We start from the raw sequence: 25440 nt of genomic DNA on the forward strand, positions 1-25440 counted from the left end.
CCTCTCTCGTAGCCCGGGTGAGCCTAGCCGTGCGGGGCCGCCGTCACGCGACGAGCAGCACCACGCCGACCAGGACCAGCACCGCCGCGGTGGCGGCGTGGACGCCGTAGGCGACCGCCCGCGGCCCGCCGCTGCGCAGCACGATCAGCGCGTCTCCCACGGGGATGCCCGCGGTGATCACCAGGTACCAGCCCAGCAGGTGGCTCGGCACGGCGGACAGCAGCACGGCGAGCACCAGGACGAGCACGGCGACGCCGCAGGCGAGGTCGCGCACCGCCTTGACGGCGAGCCAGGACTGGAAGGCGGGGTCGTCGGCAGGGGTGCCGGGGATGCCGAAACCCACGGCTGCCTGCGGCGCCCGGAGCCCGTTGGCGCCGAGGAGCACGATCGCGACGCCGATCGGCCCGGCGAGAATGGTGGCGACGACGGCGAGCACGCCGGTCACCGGTCCTCGTCGAGGAAGTGGTTGTCGTGGGCCTCGTGCAGCCGGTCCATGTCCGCCTCCTCGGCGGTGGCGTGCTGGAGCGCGGCGAGCTGCGCGAAGTAGTCCTCCCTGCGCACACCCGGCGCGAGCACCATGAGCAGGGTGGCCGGCTCGTCGCGCGCCTTGCGGAGCCCGTGCACGGTCCCGCGCGGGGAGTGCGCCGTGTCGCCCGGGCGCAGGGTGCGCCACGCCGTCCCGTCGAAGTAGTCGACCTCGCCGTCCTCGACCACGAAGGTCTCGCCGAACGTGGTGTGGAAGTGCGGGGCCGGGCCCCTGCTCGTGGGCGCCAGGCGCCAGCGGTAGAGGCTCAGGGCCCCGTCGGTCTCGGCGGCGCTCGCGATGATCTCGATGGTCGAGCCGCCGCCGCCGAGGTGGATCAGCCGGTCGCCGGTCTGCTGTGTCGTGTCCTGTGTCATGTGCTGTGTCATGTCCCGAGTCTCGGCGGCGGCACACCCCGCCCGCGCTCGATTCGGCCGTGGCCGAACGGTCTGGTCCTGCCTGCGGCGATACCCCGACAATGGGGCCGTGATCCACTACCGACTGGGCGCCGGCGCCGCGAGCGTGCGGTGGGCGATGTCGCCGGTCCACGAGGTGGTCAGCCTCGCCCGGCTGCTCACCGAGCCGCGACGGCACCCCGCGTTCCAGCCGTGGCTGCGCCGCCGTCGGCAGCGGCTGACGGGCCTGGACCTGTCGGCACTGACGGTCTTCATGGCCGACGGCGCCTACCGCCCCGACTTCCTGGACCCGTCGCCGCTGTCCAGCGAGCCGACCTTCGACGACGGACTGGCCTCCCTGCTCGCCGCGCCGCTCGACCAGGTGCACGCCGAGCTGGTCGACGCCACCGCCGGGCACGACGACGACGTCCGCCGCCGGCTGCTCGAGGACCCCGGACGCGCCCGCGCCGAGGCCGCCGCCGCGGTGCGCCGCCTCTGGAAGGCGGCCGTGGAACCGGAGTGGCCGTCCATGCGGCAGGCGCTCCGCGCCGAGATGCTGGACCGGGCGGTGCAGGTCAACCGCGAGGGCCTGCGGGCCGTGCTCCCGCGCCTGCACCCCTCCGCGAGCGCCGACGGCGACACCGTCACGATCACGTCGGCCGTCGACGTCGGCGTCGACTGCCCGGACGGGCTCATCCTCGTGCCGTCGCTGTTCATCACCGACCGCGTGCAGTGCACCACCTCGGACCACTGGTCCCCGGCGATCTGCTACCCGGCGACGGGCCGGTACCTCTGGTCGGCGCCCGTGACCCCGCGGTCGCTGGACCGGCTGCTGGGCGCCACCCGGTCGCGGATCCTGGCCGCTCTCGTCACACCGTTGCAGACCTCCGTGGTGGCCGACCTGGTCAGCGTCACCAAGCCGACGGCCAGCGAGCACCTGACGATCCTGCGCGACGCCGGCTTGATCGACAGCAGCCGGGTCGGACGCACGGTCACGCACGAGCTCACCGCAGCAGGCCGTGCGCTGCTGGACGCCACCCCGCCGCGCGGCTGACCTGCTTGTCGCAGCCCCGCTCCCCCGCTAGCGTCCTGGCCAGGCGACCGCATCGCACGACCACACAGCACAGGGGGCACGTGATGGCCGAGGGGACCGTGTCGGCGTACGACGCCGGGAGCGGCTGGGGCGTGATCGTGCCGGACGGCGGCGGTCCGCCCGTGCGCGTGCACCAGGTCGAGATCCGGTCGCACGGCGACCAGGCGCTGGAGCGGGGCGAGCGGGTCGCCTTCACGATCGAGCAGCACGACGACGGCCCGCGCGCCGCCGCCGTCAGCCCGCTCGGCCCGATCCTCGACGAGGAAGAGCTGGCCGGGCTCGGGCTCGTAGCGGGGCCCGCGCCCGGCGAGGACGGTGCGGCGGCGGAGTCCTCGACGTCGGCGCGCCCGACACCTGCGCCGTCCGACCAGCCGGTCAAGCTCCCCACCTGGATGCGGGCCGTGATCGCGCTGGTCGCCCTCGCCGCCCTGCCCAGCCTGGTGATCGGCGTGATCCAGGTGTCGAACGGGCACGAGGAGTGGACGCCGCTGCTGATCAGCGGCGTCATCATGCTCGTGGTGCTCCGGTGGATCCCGCACGACCTCTGGTGAGCGGGGGTCGGTCAGGGCGACCCCGGTGCGCGACCCTCGGCCACGGTCACGCAGTGCCGGCCGACCCCGCGCTCGGCGCGGCGAGGCTCCTGGTCCCGGGCCGCCGCCGGCGCGGCCGGGGAAGTACTTGCACCACGGGGTGGGTAACGGAGAAGTAGCACTGCTACTTCTCCGTTACCCACCCCCAAGGAATGACGTCTTTCCCGGACCTCAGGCCAGGTGCCAGACCTCCTGCATGTCACGCCAGCCCTCGCCCGGCGCGGCGTCCTTGCCGAACGCCGTCTGGCAGGGGTCGGTGTGCGTCCACCACTCCTGCGTCACCGGATCCTGGGCGACCCGGGCCATGTCGGCCTCGTGGTCGTCGCCGGTGTACTCGTAGTAGGCGAACAGCGTGTTCTCCAGCACGAAGATCGTGTAGTTGTGTACGTTGCAGGCCTGGAGCGTCGCCTCGACCTGCGGCCAGACGGTCACAACCCGATGCGGACCGGCTCGTCGGGCAGGGCGCCCGACCGCTCGGCGGCGAGCAGCGCGGCGAGCAGGGACGGCAGGTCGCGCGGCCCGAAGAACTCCTCCTCGCCCGGAGCGTCCAGGTCGGCGCGCGACCACCACCGCGCGTCGATGATCCCCTCGGTGTCCGGGTGCCCCGGGGTGCCCGGCGCGAGGCCCGACGTCGGCTCGAAGGCCTCGGTGCGCACGAGGTAGAAGTCCTCGTGCACGCCCCGGTAGTCGGACCGGGCCGGCCCCGGATACTCGACCTGGCGCGTCCACACCGGCGCGAGCGGCCCGTCGGGCACGACGAGCCCCACCTCCTCGAAGAGCTCGCGGCGCAGGGCCTCCTCCACGGTCTCCCCCGCCTCGACCCCGCCGCCCGGTCCGATCCAGACGGTGCCCTCCTCGATCGCGTGCGCGACGAGCAGGATGCGGTCCTCGGCGTCGAGGAGGAGGCCCCGGCACTGCCGGCGCAGGGGCCGCGAAGGATCAGGGAGCGAAGGATCTGGGAGCACGGGATCAGGGAGCGGAGAGTTCGGGAGCGCGGGCATCGGGGGACCGTACCGCGGGGCATTCGGCGCGGCCAGGGCAATCCGGGCTCAAGCGCGCCCCGTCGGCTTCCCCGCCGACGCCCTCCCCGCCGACGCCCCCGCCGCCGCTGTCGCAGCTCCAGCCGGCGTCCCCGTCGCCCCGACCAGCCTCGGCCCCTCCGCGAGGCGACGCCGGTACGCGGCCGGGCTGACGCCGAACGCGCGTGTGAACGCCGTGCTCAGCGCGAACCCGCTGGAGTACCCGACGCGCTGGGCCACGGCGTCGAGCGTGAGCGCGCGGTCCACGAGCAGGTCGCGCGCGAGGGCGAGCCGCCAGCTCGTCAGGTACCGCAGCGGCGGTGTGCCGACGCGCTCGGTGAACCGCGCGGCGAGGGTCGCGCGGGAGACGGCGGCCCGCCGGGCGAGGTCCGCGACGGTCCAAGGCCGTTCGGGCTCGGCGTGCATCGCCCGCAGCGCCGCGCTCACCGCGGGGTCGCCGACGCCGCCCAACCAGCTCGGTGTGGTCGGCGGGTGCGCGGCGGTCCAGGCGCGGATCGACTCGATGGTCACCACGTCGACCAGCCGGTCGAGCACCACGCTCTGCCCGAGGTCGTCGCGCGCGATCTCCCGCGCCAGGTGTCCGACGAGCGCCGGGTCGAGCACGCCCGCCTCGACCACGGCGGCGTCGGGCAGCACCTCGGTGACGAACCGGCCCACGCTGCCGACATCGGCGTAGGACGCGACGATCATCCGGTCCGGGCCGTCGGGGTCGTTGCCCCAGTGCCGCAGCCCGTGCGCGAGGGCCAGGTCGAGCGGGGCGCCGTCCGGCGTGACGCAGCGCTGGCCGGGCTCGATGATCGCGACGGTCGCGCTGCCCGCGGCGTCGGCCACCCGGTAGGGCAGCGGGCCGCGGACCAGCGCGACGTCCCCCGTGCGCAGCTCGTGCACGACGTCGCCCACCTCCAGCAGCCCGCCGCCCGAGGTGACGATCACGACCGTGAGCGCGGCCTCGTCCTCGACCCGCACCGCCCAGGGCGCGCGCATCGACATCAGGAGCGTGAAGGCGCCCTTGGCGTGCGGGTGCGCAAGGAGCTGCGACAGCGGGTCCATCCCCCAACCCTAGACGCTGAAACATGAGACGTGGATCCTGAGCCATTCAGAGTCCAGGCGTCCGACGCTTCGATAGGCCTATGAGCACCTCGGAGAACACCGCACAGACCACCACACAGCCCACCACGACCACCGCGACCACCGCCCCGGTCCTCGTCACCGGCGGCACCGGCCGCACCGGCCGCCGCGTCGCCGACCGGCTCCGCGCCCAGGGCCACCCGGTCCGCATCGCCTCGCGCTCGGGCGCCGCGCCCTCGGCCGTGACCTCGGCCGTGACCTCGACCGTCCCCGCGGCCGTCTTCGACTGGCACGACGACGCCGGCTGGGACGCCGCGCTGGCCGACACCTCCGCCGTCTACGTCTGCTACTCCCCCGACCTCGCCCTGCCCGGCGCCGACGCGGTGATCGACGCGTTCACCGCGCGCGCCGTCCGGCACGGGGTGGAACGCATCGTCCTGCTCTCCGGCCGCGGGGAGGACGGCGCGCGGGCCTGCGAGGACCTCGCGCTCGCCGCCTCGGCCGCCACGACCGTGGTGCGCTGCTCCTGGTTCCAGGAGAACTTCAGCGAGCACTTCCTGCTCGACGGCGTGCTCGCCGGCCGCGTCGCCGTCCCGGCCGACCAGGTGCGCGAGCCGTTCGTCAGCCTGGAGGACGTCGCCGACGTCGCCACGCTCGCGCTCACGAGCGACACCCACGCGGGGGAGGTCCTGGAGCTGACGGGCCCCGCGGCCCTGACCTTCACCGAGGTCGCGGGTGTGCTGAGCGCGGCGACCGGCCGGACGGTCGAGCACGTGCCGCTCACGCCCGCCGAGTTCGTCGCCGAGCTCACCGCCGCGGACGTGCACCCCGAGGAGGCCGAGGGCCTCGCCTGGCTCTTCCAGGAGGTGCTCGACGGGCGCAACACGGCGACCACGGACACGGTCGAGCGCGTGCTCGGCCGGCCCGCGACCCCGTTCGACGTGTTCGCCCGCCGCGCCGCGGCGGCCGGCGCCTGGACGCTCCCGGCCTGAGGCCGACGCGTCCCCGGGGGGACGACCGTCAGTGGTGGTGCCCGTGCCCGTCGGCGGGCACCACCGGGGTCGCCCCGGGCCGGGTCCACTGCGGCGTGGGACGGCTGGTCGGCCCCCAGGTCGGCTCGCCGTCCGCGTCGGTGGCCCAGTACCAGCACGAGGTGTGGCCCTCGGGCCAGCCGTCGGGCACGTCCTCCCAGGTCTCGCCGCGTCCGTACGGCGTCATGTCGAGCAGTCCGAAGATCCCGGCGGCCGGCTCGTTGCCCCGGCTCGTGGTCCGGTAGGTGAAGTAGACGCGGTCGCCGTCGCGCAGGAACGCGGCGAGGTGGCCCATGTCGACGCCGAGGGGCGCGGGCAGGTCGCGTACCGAGTACCAGGGCTCGGTGTAGCCCATGAACTCCACGAACGGCGCGACCTCCGCCCAGGGCCCCTCGGTCAGCATCGCGAACGAGACGCCGCGGGCGCGGAGGTACGGGGCGGACTGCTGGACGTGCCAGGCGTTCATGGTGCAGCCGGGGCACTGCCCGCTGATCGGGTCGCCGTCGTGCCACATGTGCTGGTAGACCACGAGCTCGTCGCGCCCCTGGAACAGGTCGGCGAACGACACCGGGCCGTCGGCCCCGGTGACTGGGACGGTGCCGTCGAGCTCGAACATCGGCAGCCGGCGGCGGGCGGCGGCGAGCGCGTCGCCCGCGCGGGTGTGCGCCTTCTCCAGCACCAGGAGCTCGTCGCGGGCGGCCTGCCACGCGTCCCGGTCGACGACGGGCGGTCGGGCGGGAGCGCTGGTCGTGACGGGCGTCTCGGTCATGATGTCCTCCACAGGATGCGGGCCTGGGCACCCCGGACGGGCGCCCGCGAGTACCGACGACGGCGGCGGCACGGACTCATCGCCGGTCAGTGCCGGTCGAGGTCGATCACCTGCGTGGCGTACCCGCGCAGCAGCGGCCGGTTGGAGACGACGACCAGCACCCCGTCGCGACTGCGCTCGACGACCCGCCGTACGAGCAGCCGCTCGGTCTCCACGTCCAGCGACGCGGACAGGTCGTCGATGACCCGGACCGCCGCCGGGTGCGCGAGCATCCGCGCCGCCGCGAGCCGGTGCAGCTGGCCGCCGGAGAGCCGGTGCCCGCTGGGACCCACCTCCGTGTCGGCGCCGTCGGTGAGGTGCGGCAGGTCCCCCGAGAGCGTGCTGGCCTCCAGGGCGGCGTCGAGGTCGCCGCGCGGCCGGTCGAGCAGCACGTTCTCGTGGAGCGGGCCGCTGAACACGTGCGGCACCTGCGGCGTGTAGCCCGCCAGCGGCGGCGTGAACGCCTCGCCCGGACCGCGCTGCTCGCCGAGGATCGTCACCGTCCCGGCCGACCTGGGGAGCAGCCCGAGCAGGGTGCGCACCAGGGTCGTCTTGCCCGCGCCGACCCGCCCCGTGATCAGCACGATGTCGCCCGCGACGCCCGTGAACCCGACGCCCGAGAAGCACGGCGTGCCGTTCGGGTGCACGTAGGCCAGGTCGTCGACGACGATGACCGGCACGTCGTCCGACGGCGCGGGCCTCGCGTGGCCGGACGGCGCGGGACGCGCCGCGCCGTCGGGCACAGGATCCGCCGCGCCCGAGTACCGCGCCGGCTCCGTGACCGGAGTGACGACGGCGCGCGCCGTACCGCCGGGCGTGAGCTCCGCGAGGCGGCCCCGCGTCACGGAGAAGCGCTGGTACCGGCTGACGAAGTTGCCGATCGCGGCGACCAGCGTGCCGAGGTTGCCGAGCGTGTAGACGAACAGGGCGAAGTCGCCGACCAGGAAGGTACCGTCCTGGATGCCGTCAGCGACGACGACCATCACCAGCGCGGAGCCCAGCAGCGTCACGAACCCCTGGGTCGAGGCGAGGACGCCTCCGAACACGCCGTCGCGCACCGCGGCCCGGCGGCGGGTCGCGTTGAGCTCCCGGACCCAGCTGCCGATCGCGTCGGCGGCGCCGGAGATCTTGATGGTCTCGATCCCGGCGAAGCACTCCCGCAGGAAGGCGGACACGCTGCTGGCGGCCGCGAGGTTGACGGCCCGCAGCCGCTTGATCTCCTTGCTCACCACGAACGCGATCACCGCGAGCGCCAGGGTGGGCAGCACGGCCAGCACCGTCACCCTGACGTCGATCACGAACAGCACGGCGAGCGAACCGCCGCTGAGCACGAGGGCCGAGGTGACGAGCTGGAACCCGCGCTTGCCGAGCACCTCGGCCACCTCGACCGTGTCCTCGCGGAACCGGGTGAGCACGTCGCCCGCGGGCACCTTGAGCGGCAGCGCGGCGGGCCGGGCGAACATCTGCCGGAGCAGCGTGGTGCGCACGTCGGTGTACACGCGGTACCGGAAGACCGTGTCGACGGCCATCCACGCGGCGGCGCCGAGCGCGTTGGCGATCTTGAAGCCCACGTAGGCGAGCAGCGGCGCCAGCGGCACGCCCCAGAGGGCGTCACTGCCGGGGAGCTGGTTGAGGAAGTCCCGCAGTGCCAGGCCGGGCACCAGGGCGCACAGGAAGAAGACGATCCCGACCAGCACGTCGCCCACGAACAGCCAGACGTGACGCCGCGTGACGTGCACGAGGATGCCGAGCCGGCCCAGGTCCCGCCGCGACCGCTGCCCGGTCATACCGTCGCCTCCCTCAGCAGCGCCGCGAAGCGGGACCCGCCGTCGGCCAGGAGCTCGGCACGCGGGCCGTACTCGACGACCCGGCCGTGGTCGACCACGAGGATGCGGTCGACGCGCGCGAGCGTGCTCAGCCGGTGCGCGATCACGAGCGACGTGCGGCTGCGCACCAGCGGGGCGAGCGCCTGGTCGAGGCGTTCCTCGGTCGCCGGGTCGAGCCGGGCCGAGGCCTCGTCCAGGACGAGCACCGCCGGGTCGCGCAGCAGGGTGCGCGCCATGGTGAGCAGCTGCGCCTGCCCGGCCGACAGGCTGTGCTCCGTGATCTGGGTGTCGAGACCCTGCTCGAACTCCGCGAGCCACGGCCCGAGGCCGAGCTCGCCGAGCACGGCGAGGATCCGCTCGTCGGCGACGTCAGGGTCCAGCAGCGCGATGTTGTCGCGCACGGAGGCGTCCAGCACGAAGACGTCCTGGCTGACGAGCGCGACGTGCTCCCGGACGGACCGCAGGCTCAGGTCCTCGACGGGCCGGCCGCCCAGGCGCACCGTGCCGGCGTCGGGCCGGGCCAGCCCGACGAGCAGCCGCGCGATGGTCGACTTGCCGCTGCCCGTGTGCCCCACGATGCCCACGCTCGTCCCGGCGGGCACCGCGAAGCTCACGTCCCGCAGCACGGGGTGACCCGGCGTGTAGCCGAAGGTCACGCCGGAGAGCTCGACGGCCAGGGGTTCGCCCGCTCTGCCGGTCGGGCCGCTCGTGCCGGTCGGGCCGCTCGGGTCGCTCGGCCCGAGCAGGGCGCCCCCGCCCTCCGGCTCGACGTCGACCGCGAGGAGCGCCCGGGTGCGCTGCACGCCCGCCATGGCCCGCTGGTAGTCCTGGAGCTGCGTGGACAGGTTGATGAGCGGCTCCTGGATCTGCTGCGCGAAGGCGAAGATCAGGTAGACCGTGCCGATCGTCATCGCGCCCGTGCCGAACCGCCAGCCGCCGAGCGCCATCGCCAGGGCGGTGACGACGGCCGTGAACACCGAGGCGGAGGCCCACACCAGGCTGCTGCCGACGAGGGCGGCCCGCAGGTCCCCGCGCAGCAGCGCGGAGTTCAGGGTCTCGTAGCGGCGCAGCGTGTGCTCGACGGCGCCGAAGGCCTTGAGGTCCTCGAGCCCCGAGATGCGCTCCTCGACGAAGCCCATGAACCGGCCCACCGCCGCGCGGTACCCGACGTGCGCCCCGCGGCCCAGCACCGCGATGCGCCGCAGCAGCACCACGCCGAGCACCAGGCAGACCAGGAACAGGAGACCGATGCGCCACTCCACGGCGAACATGGCCACGACGACCCCCACCACGAGCAGCGCCTCCCCGGCCACGGCGACGACGAAGCGGGAGAAGAGGTTGCTCAGGAGCCCGATGTCGCCGTCGACCCGCTCGACCATCTCCCCCGGCGTGGTGCGGTAGTGGAACGCGACGGGCAGCCGGAGGCAGTGGTCGAGCACGTGCTCACGGAGCCGGTTGGTCGACCGCCAGGCCACGGACTCCGCGAGGCCTGCCTCCACCGCCTGCAGCGCGAACCGCACGACGCCGACGAGCAGGAAGAGGCCCACCAGGTGCACCGCCGGCCCAAGGCCCGCAGGCGCAGGACCCGCAGGCGCAGGACCCGCTCCCCCGGTCACGCTGTCGATGAACGCCCGCACGACGAACGGGCTGGCCAGGCCGCATGCCGTTCCCGCGAGGAGCACCACCCCGAGCAGCGCGGTCCGACGCCGTTCGCGCCGCAGGTAGGACCACAGAAATCCCCAGTCACGCATGACCCATGAGCCTCACTCCGTCGGGCGCCCACCTCTGCCTGCACCTCTGCCTGGACACCCGCCCGCACGCCTGTGTGCGTACACGCCGGAACCATGACAAACCACTTGGTACAACGTGGACGCTACCAAAGGGCACAGTACGGATACCAGCCCCGGCAGCTCAGCCGGTCGGTTCCGCCCGCCGTTCCGCCGCCGCCGACCGGCTCGTGCGCAGGTGCGCGCGGGCGAGCCGCGCGGCCGCCTCAGCGTCCCGGTCGCGGACGGCGTCCAGCAGCGCCCGGTGCTCGTCGGCGATGCCCGTCAGGTCGGAGTGCTGGGCCAGGAGCCACCGCACCCTGCTGGCGGTGACGGCGTGCAGCTCGGCGAGCACGGGGTTGCCCGCCGCCGCGACGACCGCCTCGTGGAAGTCCGCCGCCGCCCGCCGCGCCGCCGGAGCGTCACCGCGGCGCGCGGCGGCGTCCTCGCGCTCCCACGCCTCGGTCAGCGCCGCGAGCTGCTCGGCGGTACGCCGCTGGGCGGCGAGCCGGAACTGGGTGGGGTCGGTCGCCTCGCGCACCTCCTGCAGGTGCGCGACGTCGGCGTCGGTGAACTCCCGCACCACGGCCCAGGTGCGCGGACGCGGCGTGACCAGCCCCTCCGCGACGAGCGCGCGCAGGGCGTCCCGTACGGGGATGCGGCTCACGCCCAGCTCCGCGGCCAGGTCGCGCTCGACGAGGCGGCTGCCCGGCGCGCGCGTGCCGTCCACGATCTGCTCGCGGACGGCACGCGCCACGCGCACCGACTCGGGCTCGAAGTCGCCGTCCGGCGGCATGCTCATGGGCGCCATCCTGCCAGGATCCCAAATGGGATACCATTTTTGGATGAGTACCACCCCTGTCACCGTGCTGCGCGACGTCCGCCCCTGGGGCGGCGAGCGCAGCGACCTCCACGTCGCGGACGGCGTGATCACCGCCGTCGTTCCCCACGACCCCGCGGCACAGGGAGACGGCGCCGTCGACGGCGCCGGCCTGCTCGCCCTGCCCGGCCTGGTCAACGCGCACGCGCACGTCGACAAGTCGTGGTGGGGCAAGCCGTGGATGAGCTACGGCGGCGAGCCGGGCACGCAGGGCCGCATCGCGCACGAGCGCGCGCACCGCGACGAGCTCGGCATCCCGGGCGTCGACGTGACGCTCGCCGTGCTGCGCGAGTCCGTCCGCACCGGCACCACCGCCGTCCGCTCGCACGTCGACGTCGACCTGGGCGTGGGGCTGCGCGGCATCGAGGTGGTGCGCGAGGCCGTGGCCGCGCTGGGCGGCGCGGTGCACGCCGAGATCGTGGCGTTCCCGCAGGACGGCGTGCTGCGCCGCCCGGGCGTGCTGGACCTCCTCGACCAGGCGGCGGCCGCGGGCGCCGAGCACATCGGCGGCCTGGACCCGGCGTCCATCGACCGCGACCCCGTGGGCCAGCTCGACGGGCTGTTCGCGATCGCGGAGCGGCGCGGCGTCGGCATCGACGTGCACCTGCACGACGGCGGCGAGCTGGGCGCGTTCCAGATCGAGCTGATGATCGACCGCACCGTCCGGTCCGGCCTGCAGGGCAAGGTCAACGTCGCGCACGGCTTCGCCGTCGGCCAGCTCGCCGGGTCCCGCCAGGCCGACCTCGTCGCGGCGATGGGTGAGGCGGGCATCAGCATGACGACGGTCGCGCCCATCGGCGCCGCTCCCCTGCCGCTGCACGCGCTGCGTGCCGCCGGCGTGCCCGTCGGCCTGGGCACCGACGGCATCCGCGACCTGTGGTCCCCGTACGGCACCGGCGACCTGCTCACGCTGACCACGCAGCTCGCCCGCCTGGCCGGTTTCCGCCGCGACGAGGACCTGGTCACCGCGGCACGGGTCGCCTCCGCGGACGCCGCCCGGTTCGTCGGCCGCCCGACGCACGACCTGGTCGTCGGCGCGCCCGCCGACGTCGTGCTGGTCGACGCCCAGAACGTGCCCGACGCCGTGGTCCGCGCCCCGCGTCGGGCCCTCGTCGTCGCGGCCGGCCGCGTCGTCGCCCGGGAGGGCGAGGTCCTGGTCTGACCCTCGCCCTCGACATCGGTCGGGGCCTCCGCACCGCCCTCGCATTGATCGAACCAATCGCCCCGCCGACGCCACTCCAACCTTGACCTTCGGCACCTCCATCCGTAGATTGCAGGCATTTCATCGGATGTTTGCGAAGGAGCGGCATGGCCACGATCACCGGAGTGCGCGTCGAGGACGTGCGGTTCCCGACGTCGGCCACCGCCGACGGCTCGGACGCGATGAACAAGGACGCCGACTACTCGGCGGCCTACGTCGTGCTGGAGACCGACGCGCCCGACCCGGCCGGGACCGACCCCGGCGACCCCGCCGGATCGGGCGGCACCCTGGGCGGCTACGGCCTGACGTTCACGATCGGCCGCGGCAACGACATCGTGGCCGAGGCCGCGCGCCAGCAGGCCGCGCTGCTCGTGGGCCGCGACGTCGACGACCTCGCCGCGGACATGGGCGCCGTCTACCGCGACCTGACCGCCGACAGCCAGCTCCGGTGGCTCGGGCCGGAGAAGGGCGTGGTGCACCTGTCGCTGGCTGCCGTGCTCAACGCCGCCTGGGACCTGGTGGCGCGCCGCGCGGGCAAGCCGCTGTGGCGCCTGCTCGTGGACATGACGCCCGAGCAGCTCGTCGACGTCGCCGACCTGCGCTACCTCTCCGACGCCCTGACGCGCGACGAGGCGCTGGCCCTGCTCAAGGACCGCGAGCCGGGGCGGCAGGAGCGCCTGGCCCACCTGGAGCGCACCGGCTACCCCGTGTACACGACGTCGGCCGGCTGGCTCGGCTACAGCGACGACAAGCTGCGGCGGCTGTGCCAGGAGGCCGTGGACGCCGGGTACCAGCACGTGAAGCTGAAGGTCGGGGCGGACCTCGCCGAGGACGTCCGACGGCTGACCATCGCGCGCGAGGTGCTGGGCCCCGACCGCAACCTGATGATCGACGCCAACCAGGTGTGGGACGTGCCGCAGGCGATCGAGTGGATGCGCGAGCTGGCGCGGTTCGACCCGCTGTGGATCGAGGAGCCGACCTCGCCCGACGACATCCTCGGGCACGCCGCGGTGCGCCGCGCCGTCGCGCCCGTCGGCGTCGCGACGGGCGAGCACTGCCACAACCGCGTCATGTTCAAGCAGCTCTTCCAGGCCGAGGCGATCGACTACTGCCAGCTCGACACGGGCCGGCTCGCGAGCGTCAACGAGATCGTCGCCGTGCTGCTGCTCGCGGCCAAGTTCGACGTGCCGGTGTGCCCGCACGCGGGCGGCGTCGGCCTGTGCGAGATGGTGCAGCACGTCTCGGTGCTGGACTACGTGGCGATCGGCGGCGACCTCACCGGCCGCGTCACCGAGTACGTGGACCACCTGCACGAGCACTTCACCGACCCGTGCGTCGTCGAGGACCGCGGCGCCGGCACGGCGTACGTGCTGCCGTCCCTGCCGGGCTACTCCACGCAGATGTACGAGGAGTCGCTGGACCGGTTCCGGTTCCCGCAGGGAACGTACTGGGTGCGAGATACTTCCCAGCATGTCCCGCACTGACGAGGTCGTCGACGGCATCCGCAGGATGATCCTCGACGGCAGGCTGCGCCCCGGCGACCGCCTGCCCGTCGAGAAGGACCTGGCCGACGAGCTGCAGGTCTCCCGCGGCTCCCTGCGCGAGGGCGTGCGCGCGCTGTCGATCCTCGGCGTGCTGCACACCCGGCAGGGTGACGGCACGTACGTCACCTCCCTCGACCCGGCGCGCCTGCTCTCCCCCATGTCCCTGGTCCTCGACCTGCAGGACGACGGCGCCATGCCCGCGTTCCACAGCGTCCGCCGCGTCCTGGAGACGGAGGCCGCTGGGCTGGCCGCGACCCGGATGACCGACGCCGCGCTCGCCGAGGCCCGGGCCGTCCTGGACCAGGTGTCCGAGGTGCTGGACGGCGCGGAGGTGGACCACGACCGGTTCATCGAGGTGGACATCGCGTTCCACCGCGTGATCGCGGCGCACACCGGCAACCCGGTGCTGGAGGCCCTGATCGAGTCGTTCGCCGGCCGCACCGTACGGGCGCGCCTGTGGCGCGTGCTGCACGCCGAGGGCATCGAGGCGCGCACGCACGGCGAGCACGAGGCCATCTGGCGCGCGCTCGCCGCACGTGATCCCGAGGCCGCCCGCATCCGGATGGCGGCCCACCTCCTGGGCGTCGAGGACTGGCTGCCGAAGCCGGAGAACCTCGACGACTGAGCCCACGTGTCAGACGCACAGGTCCCCCGGGTGACCTGTACGTCTGACACGTGGATGGGGTCTGACAGGACCTACTCGTAGAGGACCGCGGCGATCTCCTCGTCATCGATGTTCGTCTCGTCGTACCAGTAGAAGCCGGAGTCGATGACGGGCTCGACCTCCTCGCCGTCGATCGCGGCGACGGCGGCCTTCACCGTCTCGTAGCCCATCCTGATCGGGTCCTGGGTGATCGCCCCGGCCATCAGCCCGTCGCGGATCGCGTCGGTCTGCGCCGTGCCGGAGTCGAAGCCGATCACCGTGAGCTCCCCGGCCCGGCCGGACTCCTGCACCGCCTTGACGACGCCGATCGCCGACCCCTCGTTGGTGCCGTAGATGCCCTTGAGGTCGGGGTGGGCCTGCATGATCGCCTTCGCGGCGTCGGCCGACTTGAGCTGGTCGCCCGCGGCGTACTGGGTGTCGACGATCTCGATGTCGGGCGCGTTCTCCTCGATGTACTGCGTGAACCCCTCGACGCGCTGCTGGCCGGTCTGGGACGTCTGGTCGTGCCCCACGATCGCGATCTTGCCGCTGCCGACCAGCTCGGCCATGTGCTTGGCCGCCTCGGCCGACGCGGCGAGGTTGTCCGTGGACACCGTGGTCACGGGCACGTCCGAGTCCACACCCGAGTCGAAGGCGATGACGGGGATCCCGCGCGACTGCGCGTCCGTCATCATCGGGATGGACGCCTCGGAGTCGAGGGCCGCGTAGCCGATCGCGTCGGGGCTCTTGTCCAGGGCCGTCTGCAGCATGGTGAGCTGCTTCTCCACCTCGGTCTCGGTCTCCGGCCCCTCGAACGTGACCTCGACGTCGAGCTCGGCCGCGGCGTCGTCGGCGCCCTGCTTGACCGCCTGCCAGAACTGGTGCTGGAAGCCCTTGGAGACCAGGGCGACGTAGGGCTTGTCGCCCGTCCCGGGCGCTCCGCCTGCCGAGCCGCCCGAGGCGCACGCCCCGAGGGCGAGGACGAGGGCGGTCACGGAGGTGGCCGCGGCAAGGGCCGTCAGGCGCCTGCGTGTGGTGCTGCTGTTCATCCGAGTCCAGCTCCTTCGATGGTCGGGTCGAACGTCTGTGTTCAGGTCGGGCGGGTCGGGTCGGGCGGGTCGGGTCGGGCAGGGTCGGCTCGGGCAGGCCGGACGGCGGCGTCAGGCTCCTCGTCACGCCTCCTTGCCGCGCCGCAGCATGTCGGCGTACACCGCCAGCACGATCACGATGCCGACGGCGACCTTCTGCCACTCCTGCGGGATCGACATGATCCGCAGGCCGTTGGTGAGCGTCGCCATGATGAGCGCGCCGATGACGGTGCCGAGGATCGTCGCCTTGCCGCCGCGCAGCGAGGTGCCGCCGATGACGACGGCGGCGATGGCCTCCAGCTCGTACCCCAGCCCGAGGCCGGGCTGCGCGGAGTTGAGCCGGGAGGCCATGACGACGCCGGCGAGCCCCGTGAACAGGCCGGCCACCACGTAGATGACCACCTTCCAGCGCCGGACGTCGACGCCGGAGATCGCCGTCGCCTCCTCGTTGGAGCCGATGGAGAGGGCGTAGCGCCCGGTGAGCGTCTTGCTGAGCGTCACGCCCGCCAGCACGGCGGCGACGAAGAAGATGAGGACGGCGTTCGGCAGCCCCGGCAGCAGCTCGCCGCCCGCGAGCTGGCCGAACCCGGGCACGTCGCTGAAGTAGATGGGCTTGGTGCCCGAGATGACGAGCGACAGGCCCTGCGCCACCATCATCATCGCGAGCGTCGCGATGAACGGCGGCAGCCGCAGGTAGGCGACGTTCAGCCCGTTGAGCAGGCCGATCAGCGCCCCGATCGCGAGCCCGCCCAGCACCCCGACGACGAGCGGCAGGCCGAGGTTGGCCAGGAACACGCCGGTCATCACCGAGCACAGCGTCATGCCGGTGCCCACCGAGAGGTCGATCCCGCCGGTGGCGATGACGAGCGTGGCGCCCAGCGCCATGATCCCGGTGACGGCCGTGGCCAGCAGGATGCCCTTCACGTTGGCCCAGTCCAGGAAGTACGGGCTGGCCACCGAGAAGAACACGAAGATGACCACCAGCCCGCCGAAGGCGAGGAGCTGCTGGAGCTGCTGGCGGTTGCCCAGCCCGTTCTTGCCCAGCCCGGCCCTGCCCAAGATGGTCGTGGTCATGCGTCGCCTCCGGTCGTGACGAGCGAGCGGTCCGCACCGAACCGCGTCGCGAGCTCCATGATGTGGTGCTGGGTCGCGTCGGCGTTGGCGAGCGTCCCGGTGACCCGGCCCTCGCACATGACGACGATCCGGTCGGCCAGCCGCAGCACCTCCGGCAGCTCCGACGAGATGACGACGATCGACTTGCCCTGCGCGGCCAGCCCCGTGAGCAGCGTGTAGATCTCGTCCTTGGCGCCGACGTCGATCCCGCGCGTCGGCTCGTCGACGATCAGCACGTCGCAGTCCCGCACCAGCCACTTGGCCAGGACCACCTTCTGCTGGTTGCCGCCCGAGAGGTTCTTGGTCCGCTGGGTCACCGACGGCGTCCGGATCGAGAGGCGGTCCACCATCTCAGTGGCGACCCGGCGCCCGTCGGCGTCCCGCACGAACCCGCCGCGCGTCATGCCGCGCAGCGAGGACAGCATGACGTTGCGCACCACGTCCTGGTCCAGCAGCAGCCCGTACCGCTTGCGGTCCTCCGAGAGGTAGCCGATGCCGTGCCGGACGGCGTCGGCGGGGCTGCGCACCGTGACGGGCCGCCCGGCCACCTCGACCACGCCCGTGGACCGGTCCGCCCCGATGATCGCCCGGGCCACCTCGGTGCGGCCGGCGCCCATGAGCCCCGCGAGGCCGAGGATCTCGCCGCGGCGCAGCTCGAACGACACGTCGTTGAGGAGCGAGCGGGTGCTGAGGCCACGCACCGCGAGCGCCACCTCCCGGTCCGCCACCTCGGGCGCCGGCCCGGGCCGCACCCCGGTCGCGAGCTGCCGCCCCACCATGGCGGCGATGACGTCCCGGGTCTCGGTGGTCGCCGTCGGCAGCGTGTCGACGTACCGGCCGTCGCGCAGCACCGTGATGCGGTCGGAGATCTCCTTGATCTCGTCCATCCGGTGCGACACGTAGATGACGCCGGTGCGCGGCGAGACGAAGTCGCGCACGATCCGGAACAGCGTCGCGACCTCGGTCTCGGTGAGCGCCGCCGTCGGCTCGTCCATGATCAGCACGCGGGCGTCGAACGAGAGGGCCTTGGCGATCTCGACCATCTGCTGGCCGGCGACGCTGAGGTGCGCCACGGGCTGCCGCGGGTCCAGCGGGATGCCGAGCCGCTCGAAGAGCTTGCCCGTGCGGCGCTCCAGCTCGTCGTCCCGGATGAGCAGCCCGGCGCGCCGGGGCTCGCGGCCGATGAAGATGTTCTGCGCGACCGTGAGGTCGGGCATGAGGTGGAACTCCTGGTGGATCACGCTGATGCCGAGCTCGTTGGCCTCCCGGGGCCCGGAAGGGCTCATCGGCGTGCCGTCGAGCTCCATGGTCCCCGCGTCGGGCCGGTGGATCCCGGAGAGCAGCTTGAGGAGCGTGGACTTGCCCGCCCCGTTCTCGCCGACGAGCGCCAGCACCTCGCCGTGCCGCAGGTCGAGGTGGACGTCGTCGAGCGCGCGCACCCCGGGGAAGGACTTGCTGATCCCCGTGGCACGGAGAAGTACCGGGCCGTTCGTCACGTGAGCTCCCTTGCGTACGTGCCTTGCGTCCAACCACTTGCGTCCAACCACTCGCAGCCAACTGCTGGCATTCAACCGCAGACATCGGATGCATCTCAAGGCTTTACGGGATATTCGCGTGGTTTTGGCGCGCGATGCCGCCTCCGGGCGCACATAGATCGGATGTTCTTGAGTGTCAGCGTGCGGCCGGCACTGCCGCCGGCGCGAGCAGCCCGGCGTCGGCCAGCGCCGGCCACAGGTCGTCCGGCACCCGCACCGCCGCCCGCTGCGCGGCCTGCACCGCGTGCCCCGGCTCACCCAGCCCCACGACGGTGCTGACCACCGCCGGGTGCGTGCGCACGTAGGCGAGCGCCGCCTGGGGCAGCGTGACCCCGTGCTCCTCGCACACCGCGGCGATGCGGCGGGCCCGGTCGAGCGGCCCGGCGGGAACGGGCGCGTAGTCGTAGGTCGCGTCCGACGGCGGCCGGTCGTGCGCCAGGAGCCCCGAGTTGTAGACGGCGGCCGCGACGACCGCGACGCCCCGCTCGGCCGCAGCAGGAAGCAGGTCGGCCAGCGCGGGCTGTTCCAGGAGCGTGAACCGCCCGGCGCACATGACCACGTCGACGTCGGTCTCGCGCACGAACCGGGTCAGCATCGCGGACTGGTTCATCCCGGCACCGATCGCGCCGACCACGCCCTGGTCGCGCAGCTCGACGAGCGCAGGCAGCGCCTCGTGGGCGGCCTGCGCCCAGTGCTCGTCGGGGTCGTGCAGGTAGACGACGTCGAACCGGTCCAGGCCGGTGCGCTCCAGGCTGGCCTCGATCGAGGCGAGCACGCCGTCGCGGGAGAAGTCCCAGACCCGGCGCGTGGTGGCGGGCACGTCGAACATCTCGGGGTCGGTGCGGTCTGCGGTCTCGGGCGACGGGACGAGCAGTCGTCCGACCTTCGTGGACACCACCGCCTCGTCGCGCGGCCGGGTGCGCAGGTAGGCGCCGAGCCGGCGCTCGGACAGGCCGAGGCCGTAGTGCGGCGCCGTGTCGAAGTACCGGATCCCGGCGTCCCACGCGGCCTGGAAGGTCGCGTGGGCCTGCTCGTCCGTGGTCGCCCGGTACAGGTTGCCGGCCGGGGCGGCACCGCACCCGAGCGTGGTGAGCCGGACGCCGGTGGCGCGCACCTCGGTGGTCAGCATGTGTGGTCCTCCTCGACGGCACCGGCTGGACGACGCCGACTGGACAGCACCGGCGAAAACATCAGATGTATAGCACGTCGAGTGCGGCTCGCGGAACGGACGTTCGGGACGATCAGTCGGCAGCTCCCCTGGGCCCCGCGAGGCGCGCGGGGCAGCTCAGGCGAGGCACAATGCAGGATGACCACTGACGAGAACCCCCCGGTCGACGTCAAGCCCCGCTCCCGACAGGTGACCGACGGCCTGGAGGCCACCGCGTCGCGCGGCATGCTCCGCGCCGTCGGGCTGGGTGACGAAGACTTCGCCAAACCGCAGATCGGCGTCGCGAGCTCGTGGAACGAGATCACGCCCTGCAACCTCTCGCTGGACCGGCTCGCGCAGGCGAGCAAGGAGGGCGTGCACGCGGCGGGCGGCTACCCGCTGGAGTTCGGCACCATCTCCGTCTCGGACGGCATCTCGATGGGGCACGAGGGCATGCACTTCTCGCTCGTGTCCCGCGAGGTGATCGCCGACTCCGTCGAGACCGTCATGCAGGCCGAGCGCCTGGACGGCTCGGTGCTGCTGGCCGGCTGCGACAAGTCGCTGCCGGGCATGCTGATGGCCGCCGCCCGGCTGGACCTGTCCAGCGTGTTCCTCTACGCCGGCTCGATCATGCCGGGCTGGGTCAAGCTGACCGACGGCACCGAGAAGCAGGTCACGATCATCGACGCCTTCGAGGCGGTCGGCGCGTGCTCGCGCGGGCTGATGAGCCAGGAGGACGTCGACCGCATCGAACGCGCGATCTGTCCCGGCGAGGGCGCCTGCGGCGGCATGTACACGGCCAACACGATGGCGTCGGCGGCCGAGGCGCTCGGCATGTCGCTGCCCGGCTCCGCGGCGCCGCCCGCGGCCGACCGCCGCCGTGACACCTGGGCGCACCGGTCCGGCGAGGCCGTGGTGAACCTGCTCCGCAAGGGCATCACGGCGCGCGACATCCTGACCAAGGAGGCGTTCGAGAACGCGATCGCCGTCGTCATGGCGTTCGGCGGGTCCACGAACGCGGTGCTGCACCTGCTCGCCATCGCGCACGAGGCCGAGGTGGAGCTCACCCTCGACGACTTCTCGCGCGTCGCCGACCGCGTGCCGCACCTGGGCGACCTCAAGCCGTTCGGGCAGTACGTCATGAACGACGTCGACCGGATCGGCGGCGTGCCCGTGGTGATGAAGGCGCTGCTCGACGCCGGGCTGCTGCACGGCGACGCCCTGACCGTCACGGGCCGCACCATGGCCGAGAACCTCGCCGACATCGCGCCGCCCGACCCGGACGGCAAGATCCTGCGGGCCATGGACAACCCGATCCACCGCACCGGCGGCATCACGATCCTGAACGGGTCGCTGGCCCCGCAGGGCGCCGTCGTCAAGTCGGCGGGCTTCGACTCCGACGTCTTCGAGGGCACCGCGCGCGTGTTCGAGCGGGAGCGGGGCGCGCTCGACGCGCTGGAGGACGGGAGGATCCAGGCCGGCGACGTCGTCGTCATCCGCTACGAGGGCCCCAAGGGCGGTCCGGGCATGCGCGAGATGCTGGCCATCACCGGCGCCATCAAGGGCGCGGGCCTCGGCAAGGACGTGCTGCTCATCACCGACGGCCGCTTCTCCGGCGGCACCACCGGCCTGTGCGTGGGGCACATCGCGCCCGAGGCGGTCGATGCCGGACCCATCGCCTTTGTCCGCGACGGCGACCGCATCCGCCTCGACGTGGCGAGCAAGACGCTCGACCTGCTGGTCGACCCGGCCGAGCTGGAGGCCCGCTCGGCGGGCTGGGCGCCGCTGCCGCACTCGTACCAGCGGGGCGTGCTCGCCAAGTACTCGAAGCTGGTCCAGTCGGCGTCGAAGGGGGCCGTGCTCGAATAGGGGCGGTGCTCGAATAGGGGTAGGGCTGGAGTGCCGCCCACACTGCGGACCAGGTCGTTGCCGAGGGTAACTATCTGGCACGATGGCGGTGTGACGAGCGACGGCGGTAGCGGCGGTCCTGGTGCGGAAGGTACCGGGGACGACCGGGACTTCCGTTTTCGCGACATCGCCGTCGTCGCCTACCTGCCGTCTGTCGTCAGCTCGATCGGCCACGGCGCCGTCATGCCCGTGCTGGCGATCCACGCCGGCGACCTGGGGGCGGGCACGGCGCTGGCGGCGTTCGTCGTCGCCCTGCTGGGCATCGGGCAGCTCGCCAACTCGCTGCCCTCGGGCGCGCTCGTGGCGCGGCTCGGCGAGCGCCGCACCCTGGTGATCGCCGGGCTGGTCGACGCGGTGGCGATGCTGGTCGCGTTCTTCGTGCCCTCGGTCTGGCTGCTGTGCGTGTGCGTCTTCGTCAGCGGCATGAGCTGGACGGCGTTCCTGCTGGCCCGGCAGGGGTTCCTCATCGACGCGGTGCCGGTGAGCCACCGGGCGCGCGGCATGGCGCTGCTCGGCGGGTCGATGCGCCTGGGCATCCTCGTGGGCCCGCTGCTGGGCGCGCTCCTGATCCACCTGTTCGGCGTGCGCTCGGTGTTCCTGCTCGCGGCGTGCGCGTCGGTCGCGTCGGCGCTGATCGTCACGCGGATGCCGGACTTCGGCCGCGTCCGCCGGGGCGCCGTCCCGCTGCCGGTGCACTCCGTGCTGTGGGAGCACCGCCGCACCCTGCTCACCCTCGGCGTGGCCGTCATCATCATCGGCGCCTCGCGGTCGGTGCGCACCGGCCTGCTGCCGCTGTGGGCCGACCACGTGCACATCTCCGCCGCCGTCGTCTCCCTGCTGTTCGCCGTCGCGGCGACGATCGACATCGCCCTGACCCTCCCGGGCGGCTGGCTGCTCGACACCAAGGGCCGGCGGATCGTGGCGGTGCCCGTGGTCGTCGCCGTCGGCGTCGGCTGCCTGCTGCTCCCCCTGGCCGACTCGGCGCTCACCGTCGGCCTCGTGATGGCACTCATCGCGCTGGGCAACGGGCTCGGCTCGGGGATCGTCATGACCCTGGGGGCCGACGTCGCGCCGGAGGAGGGCCGGTCGCAGTTCCTCGGTGGCTGGCGGCTGTGCGGCGACATCGGCAACACCGGCGGGCCCCTGCTCGTCTCGGCCGTCGCCGCGATCGCGCCGCTGGCCGCGGCGCCGGTCCTCATCGGTGTGCTGGCCCTGCTGGGCGCCCTCTGGGTGGGGCACTGGACCGGCCGGGCCGACCGGGACCGCCGCTCCGGGGGCGGCGCGCCGGCGTAGGCGGGGGAAGCGGGGCCGGCGTCGGCACGCTGTCGGGCGGAACGACGGCGGCCGTGCCACGGTGAGACCGTGACAGCGCGGCCCGAACCCCCTGATCCCGACGCGACGGATCTCGACGCGATGGTCGACGCCCTGTACACGCAGCCGCTCGACGGCTTCGTGGCCGCCCGCGACGCCGCGGCCAGACAGGTGGCCGACGACGGCGACCGGCTCGGCGCGGAGCGGATCAAGCGCCTGCCCAAACCGTCGGTCGCGGCGTGGGTGATCAACCACGTGGTGCGGGAGCGCCCGGACGACGTCGCGGCGCTGACCGCGGTCGGCGACGAGCTCCGCGCCGCCACGCAGGACCGCGACCGCGCCCGCATCAAGGCCCTGGACCACCTGCGCCGGGAGCGCACCGAGGCGCTGGTCAGCGCGGTGCGGGACGCCGGCGAGGTCGGCGGGCGGCCGGTGTCGGCCGCCGTCCTCGACCGCCTCACCGAGACGCTGACGGCCGCCGTCATGGACGCGGACGCCGGCGCCGCCGTCCGCGCCGGACGTCTGGCGCGCGGCCTGCAGCACGCCGGCTTCGGGATCGTCGACGAGCACGGCGAGGAGGCGGACCTCGTGCCGCTGCGGCCGGACGCGGCGGAGCCGGGGAAAGCCGCGGAAGACGCCGAGCCCGACCCGGCAGCGGCTGCCGAACGAGCCGTCGAGGAGACCTCCGCGCAGGTCGACCGGCTGGAGGCCCGGCGCGACGACGCGAGCGACCGTGTGGACGCCGCGGACACCGCCGTCGAGCACGCGAAGGACGCGGCCGCGCGCCTGGACGAGGAGCTCGCGCAGCTGACCGCCGAGCGCGACGCGGCGCACCGCGCCCTCGACGAGGCCCGTGCGGAGGCGGACGAGGCGCGGGCCGACCTGACCGCGGTCGAGAACGAGCTGGACGACGCCGAGGACCGCGCGGCGCAGGCCCGCCGCCGTCGTCGCCGCGCGGCACGCGGGCGCTGAAGCCCAGCGTGAGAGGCGAGCCCGGCGTGAGAGGCGAGGCGAGACGCGGACGCGACCGGCGCCGGCGTCAGTCGCCCCGCCCGCGCTCCTCGACGGTGTGCAGCGCGCGGACGTGCCGACCGTCGCGGACCGGCGCCCCGACCTGCGACGGCCGCTCGGCCGGCAGGTCGGGCACGGTCCCGTGCTCCCTGAGCACGGCGATCACGGCCCGTCGACAGGCGAGGCGCCTGATCTCGGCGGCCGCCTCGCGGTCGAGCCGGTCCAGCAGGTCCGCGGCGGCGTCGGGGTCGTCGAGCACCTCGGGCAGCACGGCCAGCGGCACGCCCAGCTCGGTCAGGCGCGCGATCCGCAGCAGCCGGGCCAGGTGGCGCACGCCGTACTCGCGGTCGTCGTCGGCGGAGTCGTCGGCTGCGGAGTCGTCGGCCGCATCGCCGTCGTCGTCCACCAGGCTGCCCGGCTCCTCGAGCAGCCCGATGCGGTGATAGTTCCGTAGGGCACGGATCGTCACGCCGGCGAGGGCCGCCAGCTCGCTGGTGCGCAACGATCTCCTCCTTCGGTCGACGGGCAACGCGTGCATCAGACCGCACGCGTGGGACAGACCGTACCGGCGCGACGGGAGCACGGGCGCGCGCCAGAGCCGCCCACGTCGCCCACCCCTGGGCCGCCCACAGCAGAGCCGCCCACACCACGGACACGTCCACGCGCAGACCCGTTCTGCCCCTCCGCAGGGGCCCTCTGCGGAGGGGGTCGCTCGATAGTCCCCGTCCCAGACACGGCAACTACCTATTGCAACGTATCAGGTGGGATTTAGCCCTCACCCGCAGGATTGCGCGGAAAGTCGGCAATGGTATAGATCAATTCATCCCCTGTGGGCGCACTTTTCCCGCCGGTGATTTCTCATCGCGAACCCGGCTGCCATCCAGCGCCGCCAACAGCTTCCCGACGGTTTCCTCGGCCGACGACTCCGGCCCCACGACGAACTCCTCCGCGACACGCAGCCGGTCGTCGGGGGCGAACCAGTCCGCCATCTGCTCGGGCGTGAAGTCGGCAGCCTGCGGGCGGGTCGTGTGCCGGCGGATCGTCTCGTCGAACGGCACGTCCAGGTACACGCACGCCGTCGTCCCGGCGTGGTCGGAGACCAGGGCGGTGAGCATGGGCCCGTAGTGGTCGAACGCCAGGATGCCCTCCAGCACCACGGAGTAGCCGGCGTCGAGCGAGTGGCGCACCACGGTGTCGATCAGCCCGATGTTGACCCCGCCGGGCACGTCCTTCTCCCACAGCAGGATGCGACGCAGGTAGTCCTGCTGCACGAGCGCCGTCCCCCGGCCCATCCTGCGGCGCAGCTCCGCAGCCACGGTCGACTTGCCCGCCCCGGACGGTCCGCGCACGACGGCGAGGCGGGTACCGGTGCTCCCGGTCACGCTCTGCTCGTTCACGCCCTGCTCGTTCACGCCCTGCTCGTTCAAGCCCTGCTCGTTCACGCCCTGCTGCCGCTGAGTGCGAGCGTCCCGCCGAGGCCGATCATCATGCCGCCGCCCGTGGCCCGGATCGCCGAGAGGCGGCGCGGCGACGACGCGAACCACGTGCGCGCCGCACCCGCCAGGAGCGCCCACAGGCTGTCGAGGACGAGCGCGACCAGCGTGAACACCAGGCCGAGCACCATCATCTGCAGCGGCACCTGCCCGGCGCGCACGTCGACGAACTGGGGCAGCGCGGCCACGAAGAACACGATCGTCTTGGGGTTGGTCACGCCCACGACGAAGCCCTGGCGCAGGATCGCCCCGTGCGACGGCGCCCGGCGCACCGCTGCGCCGGCCCCCTCGCCGTCCGGCCCCACGCCGTCGCGCCGGTGCCGGATCGCCTGCACACCCAGGTAGACCAGGTAGCCGGCGCCCAGCAGCTTGAGCACCGTGAACGCGACGAGGGTCTCGATGGTCGGCATGGCGCCACCCTATTCT

General features: G+C 73.5%; 25 protein-coding genes. 9 read left to right on the top strand and 16 right to left on the bottom strand.

The window, feature by feature from the left end:
• Positions 1-43 precede the first annotated feature (43 nt).
• Together ACH45N_RS20030 and ACH45N_RS20035 are read right to left on the bottom strand one after the other, a co-directional pair.
• Positions 44-445, bottom strand: coding sequence for a DUF4267 domain-containing protein (locus ACH45N_RS20030; RefSeq protein ID WP_397397035.1), 402 nt, complete (start codon positions 443-445; stop codon positions 44-46).
• A complete protein-coding gene (locus ACH45N_RS20035; protein WP_397397037.1) occupies positions 442-912 on the bottom strand; it encodes a cupin domain-containing protein in 471 nt (156 codons plus the stop codon). Before ACH45N_RS20035 ends, ACH45N_RS20030 begins: the two co-directional genes overlap by 4 nt.
• Positions 913-1009: 97 nt before the next feature.
• Here ACH45N_RS20035 and ACH45N_RS20040 point away from each other — a divergent pair, with 97 nt between their 5' ends.
• Together ACH45N_RS20040 and ACH45N_RS20045 are read left to right on the top strand one after the other, a co-directional pair.
• A complete protein-coding gene (locus ACH45N_RS20040) occupies positions 1010-1972 on the top strand; it encodes a DUF5937 family protein (RefSeq protein WP_397397039.1) in 963 nt (320 codons plus the stop codon).
• An 83-nt stretch (positions 1973-2055) separates the two neighbouring features.
• Positions 2056-2562 carry a cold shock domain-containing protein gene (locus tag ACH45N_RS20045; protein WP_397397041.1) on the top strand — a complete coding sequence of 169 codons (507 nt, stop codon included), beginning with the start codon at positions 2056-2058 and terminating at the stop codon, positions 2560-2562.
• A 210-nt stretch (positions 2563-2772) separates the two neighbouring features.
• On the opposite strand, the gene ACH45N_RS20050 is transcribed toward ACH45N_RS20045, so the two are convergent.
• From ACH45N_RS20050 to ACH45N_RS20060, 3 genes are read right to left on the bottom strand one after another with little or no spacing between them, the layout of a single operon-like run.
• Complete coding sequence (locus tag ACH45N_RS20050) at positions 2773-3033, bottom strand: L-rhamnose mutarotase (RefSeq protein WP_397397043.1); 261 nt, start codon at positions 3031-3033, stop codon at positions 2773-2775.
• Positions 3030-3602: an NUDIX domain-containing protein gene (locus ACH45N_RS20055; RefSeq protein ID WP_397397045.1), complete on the bottom strand. Its 573-nt coding sequence runs from the start codon at positions 3600-3602 to the stop codon at positions 3030-3032. Before ACH45N_RS20055 ends, ACH45N_RS20050 begins: the two co-directional genes overlap by 4 nt.
• 48 nt (positions 3603-3650) lie before the next feature.
• Positions 3651-4691, bottom strand: coding sequence for a cupin domain-containing protein (locus ACH45N_RS20060; RefSeq protein WP_397397047.1), 1041 nt, complete (start codon positions 4689-4691; stop codon positions 3651-3653).
• A gap of 80 nt (positions 4692-4771) precedes the next feature.
• On the opposite strand from ACH45N_RS20060, the gene ACH45N_RS20065 reads away from it, so the two are divergent.
• Entirely contained in the window at positions 4772-5701 is a 930-nt protein-coding gene (locus ACH45N_RS20065) for an NAD(P)H-binding protein (protein ID WP_397397049.1), read from the top strand.
• Positions 5702-5729: 28 nt separating this feature from the next.
• Here ACH45N_RS20065 and ACH45N_RS20070 read toward each other — a convergent pair whose 3' ends face one another.
• From ACH45N_RS20070 to ACH45N_RS20085, 4 genes are all read right to left on the bottom strand, one after another.
• Positions 5730-6509: a DUF899 family protein gene (locus tag ACH45N_RS20070; RefSeq protein ID WP_397397051.1), complete on the bottom strand. Its 780-nt coding sequence runs from the start codon at positions 6507-6509 to the stop codon at positions 5730-5732.
• Positions 6510-6595: 86 nt separating this feature from the next.
• Positions 6596-8335: an ABC transporter transmembrane domain-containing protein gene (locus ACH45N_RS20075; RefSeq protein ID WP_397397053.1), complete on the bottom strand. Its 1740-nt coding sequence runs from the start codon at positions 8333-8335 to the stop codon at positions 6596-6598.
• Positions 8332-10125: an ABC transporter ATP-binding protein gene (locus ACH45N_RS20080; RefSeq protein WP_397397055.1), complete on the bottom strand. Its 1794-nt coding sequence runs from the start codon at positions 10123-10125 to the stop codon at positions 8332-8334. Before ACH45N_RS20080 ends, ACH45N_RS20075 begins: the two co-directional genes overlap by 4 nt.
• A 160-nt stretch (positions 10126-10285) precedes the next feature.
• Positions 10286-10942, bottom strand: a complete 657-nt coding sequence (locus tag ACH45N_RS20085; RefSeq protein ID WP_397397057.1) for a GntR family transcriptional regulator — start codon at positions 10940-10942, stop codon at positions 10286-10288.
• A 43-nt stretch (positions 10943-10985) separates the two neighbouring features.
• Here ACH45N_RS20085 and ACH45N_RS20090 point away from each other — a divergent pair, with 43 nt between their 5' ends.
• The 3 genes from ACH45N_RS20090 (at position 10986) to ACH45N_RS20100 (ending at position 14390) form a co-directional block, all read left to right on the top strand.
• Positions 10986-12182 carry an amidohydrolase gene (locus ACH45N_RS20090; protein ID WP_397397059.1) on the top strand — a complete coding sequence of 399 codons (1197 nt, stop codon included), beginning with the start codon at positions 10986-10988 and terminating at the stop codon, positions 12180-12182.
• Positions 12183-12328: 146 nt separating this feature from the next.
• Positions 12329-13705, top strand: coding sequence for an enolase C-terminal domain-like protein (locus ACH45N_RS20095; protein ID WP_397397061.1), 1377 nt, complete (start codon positions 12329-12331; stop codon positions 13703-13705).
• Positions 13692-14390, top strand: a complete 699-nt coding sequence (locus tag ACH45N_RS20100; RefSeq protein ID WP_397397063.1) for a FadR/GntR family transcriptional regulator — start codon at positions 13692-13694, stop codon at positions 14388-14390. The genes ACH45N_RS20095 and ACH45N_RS20100 overlap by 14 nt, the downstream gene beginning before the upstream one ends.
• A 71-nt stretch (positions 14391-14461) precedes the next feature.
• On the opposite strand, the gene ACH45N_RS20105 is transcribed toward ACH45N_RS20100, so the two are convergent.
• The 4 genes from ACH45N_RS20105 to ACH45N_RS20120 all read right to left on the bottom strand — a co-directional run bounded on the left by ACH45N_RS20105 (position 14462) and on the right by ACH45N_RS20120 (position 19273).
• Positions 14462-15457: an ABC transporter substrate-binding protein gene (locus ACH45N_RS20105; RefSeq protein ID WP_397397065.1), complete on the bottom strand. Its 996-nt coding sequence runs from the start codon at positions 15455-15457 to the stop codon at positions 14462-14464.
• A gap of 123 nt (positions 15458-15580) precedes the next feature.
• A complete protein-coding gene (locus ACH45N_RS20110; protein ID WP_397397067.1) occupies positions 15581-16570 on the bottom strand; it encodes an ABC transporter permease in 990 nt (329 codons plus the stop codon).
• Entirely contained in the window at positions 16567-18105 is a 1539-nt protein-coding gene (locus ACH45N_RS20115) for a sugar ABC transporter ATP-binding protein (protein WP_397397069.1), read from the bottom strand. The genes ACH45N_RS20110 and ACH45N_RS20115 overlap by 4 nt, the downstream gene beginning before the upstream one ends.
• Before the next feature lie 175 nt (positions 18106-18280).
• The gene (locus tag ACH45N_RS20120; RefSeq protein WP_397397071.1) at positions 18281-19273 is read right to left on the bottom strand and encodes an aldo/keto reductase; all 993 of its coding nucleotides are present in this window, start codon (positions 19271-19273) and stop codon (positions 18281-18283) included.
• Between the two features lie 177 nt (positions 19274-19450).
• Between ACH45N_RS20120 and ilvD the strand changes: the two genes are divergently transcribed.
• The 3 genes from ilvD (at position 19451) to ACH45N_RS20135 (ending at position 23482) form a co-directional block, all read left to right on the top strand.
• Complete coding sequence (gene ilvD, locus ACH45N_RS20125; RefSeq protein WP_397397073.1) at positions 19451-21160, top strand: dihydroxy-acid dehydratase; 1710 nt, start codon at positions 19451-19453, stop codon at positions 21158-21160.
• 90 nt (positions 21161-21250) lie between these two features.
• Positions 21251-22492, top strand: a complete 1242-nt coding sequence (locus ACH45N_RS20130) for an MFS transporter (RefSeq protein WP_397397075.1) — start codon at positions 21251-21253, stop codon at positions 22490-22492.
• A gap of 69 nt (positions 22493-22561) precedes the next feature.
• Positions 22562-23482, top strand: coding sequence for a hypothetical protein (locus tag ACH45N_RS20135; protein WP_397397077.1), 921 nt, complete (start codon positions 22562-22564; stop codon positions 23480-23482).
• Positions 23483-23549: 67 nt separating this feature from the next.
• On the opposite strand, the gene ACH45N_RS20140 is transcribed toward ACH45N_RS20135, so the two are convergent.
• From ACH45N_RS20140 to ACH45N_RS20150, 3 genes are all read right to left on the bottom strand, one after another.
• Positions 23550-24023, bottom strand: coding sequence for a MerR family transcriptional regulator (locus ACH45N_RS20140; protein ID WP_397397079.1), 474 nt, complete (start codon positions 24021-24023; stop codon positions 23550-23552).
• Between the two features lie 313 nt (positions 24024-24336).
• Positions 24337-24948, bottom strand: coding sequence for an AAA family ATPase (locus ACH45N_RS20145; protein WP_397397081.1), 612 nt, complete (start codon positions 24946-24948; stop codon positions 24337-24339).
• An 11-nt stretch (positions 24949-24959) separates the two neighbouring features.
• Positions 24960-25424 (bottom strand): LysE family translocator, encoded by a 465-nt coding sequence (locus tag ACH45N_RS20150; protein ID WP_397397083.1) that lies wholly within the window; start codon positions 25422-25424, stop codon positions 24960-24962.
• Between the last annotated feature and the right edge of the window lie 16 nt (positions 25425-25440).

The sequence above is a fragment of the Promicromonospora sp. NPDC019610 genome (genome assembly GCF_044389365.1).
In the GTDB taxonomy this organism is placed as follows: domain Bacteria; phylum Actinomycetota; class Actinomycetes; order Actinomycetales; family Cellulomonadaceae; genus Promicromonospora.

Bases quoted from the DNA above. Each gene is read 5' to 3' on its own strand.
- ACH45N_RS20060 (WP_397397047.1), bottom strand. From the start codon at position 4,691: ATGGACCCGCTGTCGCAGCTCCTTGCGCACCCGCACGCCAAGGGCGCC.
- ACH45N_RS20090 (WP_397397059.1), top strand. From the start codon at position 10,986: ATGAGTACCACCCCTGTCACCGTGCTGCGCGACGTCCGCCCCTGGGGC.
- ACH45N_RS20085 (WP_397397057.1), bottom strand. From the start codon at position 10,942: ATGAGCATGCCGCCGGACGGCGACTTCGAGCCCGAGTCGGTGCGCGTG.
- ACH45N_RS20105 (WP_397397065.1), bottom strand. From the start codon at position 15,457: ATGAACAGCAGCACCACACGCAGGCGCCTGACGGCCCTTGCCGCGGCC.
- ACH45N_RS20065 (WP_397397049.1), top strand. From the start codon at position 4,772: ATGAGCACCTCGGAGAACACCGCACAGACCACCACACAGCCCACCACG.
- ACH45N_RS20080 (WP_397397055.1), bottom strand. From the start codon at position 10,125: ATGCGTGACTGGGGATTTCTGTGGTCCTACCTGCGGCGCGAACGGCGT.
- ilvD (WP_397397073.1), top strand. From the start codon at position 19,451: ATGACCACTGACGAGAACCCCCCGGTCGACGTCAAGCCCCGCTCCCGA.
- ACH45N_RS20100 (WP_397397063.1), top strand. From the start codon at position 13,692: ATGTCCCGCACTGACGAGGTCGTCGACGGCATCCGCAGGATGATCCTC.
- ACH45N_RS20055 (WP_397397045.1), bottom strand. From the start codon at position 3,602: ATGCCCGCGCTCCCGAACTCTCCGCTCCCTGATCCCGTGCTCCCAGAT.
- ACH45N_RS20075 (WP_397397053.1), bottom strand. From the start codon at position 8,335: ATGACCGGGCAGCGGTCGCGGCGGGACCTGGGCCGGCTCGGCATCCTC.
- ACH45N_RS20070 (WP_397397051.1), bottom strand. From the start codon at position 6,509: ATGACCGAGACGCCCGTCACGACCAGCGCTCCCGCCCGACCGCCCGTC.
- ACH45N_RS20110 (WP_397397067.1), bottom strand. From the start codon at position 16,570: ATGACCACGACCATCTTGGGCAGGGCCGGGCTGGGCAAGAACGGGCTG.
- ACH45N_RS20150 (WP_397397083.1), bottom strand. From the start codon at position 25,424: ATGCCGACCATCGAGACCCTCGTCGCGTTCACGGTGCTCAAGCTGCTG.
- ACH45N_RS20045 (WP_397397041.1), top strand. From the start codon at position 2,056: ATGGCCGAGGGGACCGTGTCGGCGTACGACGCCGGGAGCGGCTGGGGC.
- ACH45N_RS20095 (WP_397397061.1), top strand. From the start codon at position 12,329: ATGGCCACGATCACCGGAGTGCGCGTCGAGGACGTGCGGTTCCCGACG.
- ACH45N_RS20120 (WP_397397071.1), bottom strand. From the start codon at position 19,273: ATGCTGACCACCGAGGTGCGCGCCACCGGCGTCCGGCTCACCACGCTC.
- ACH45N_RS20035 (WP_397397037.1), bottom strand. From the start codon at position 912: ATGACACAGCACATGACACAGGACACGACACAGCAGACCGGCGACCGG.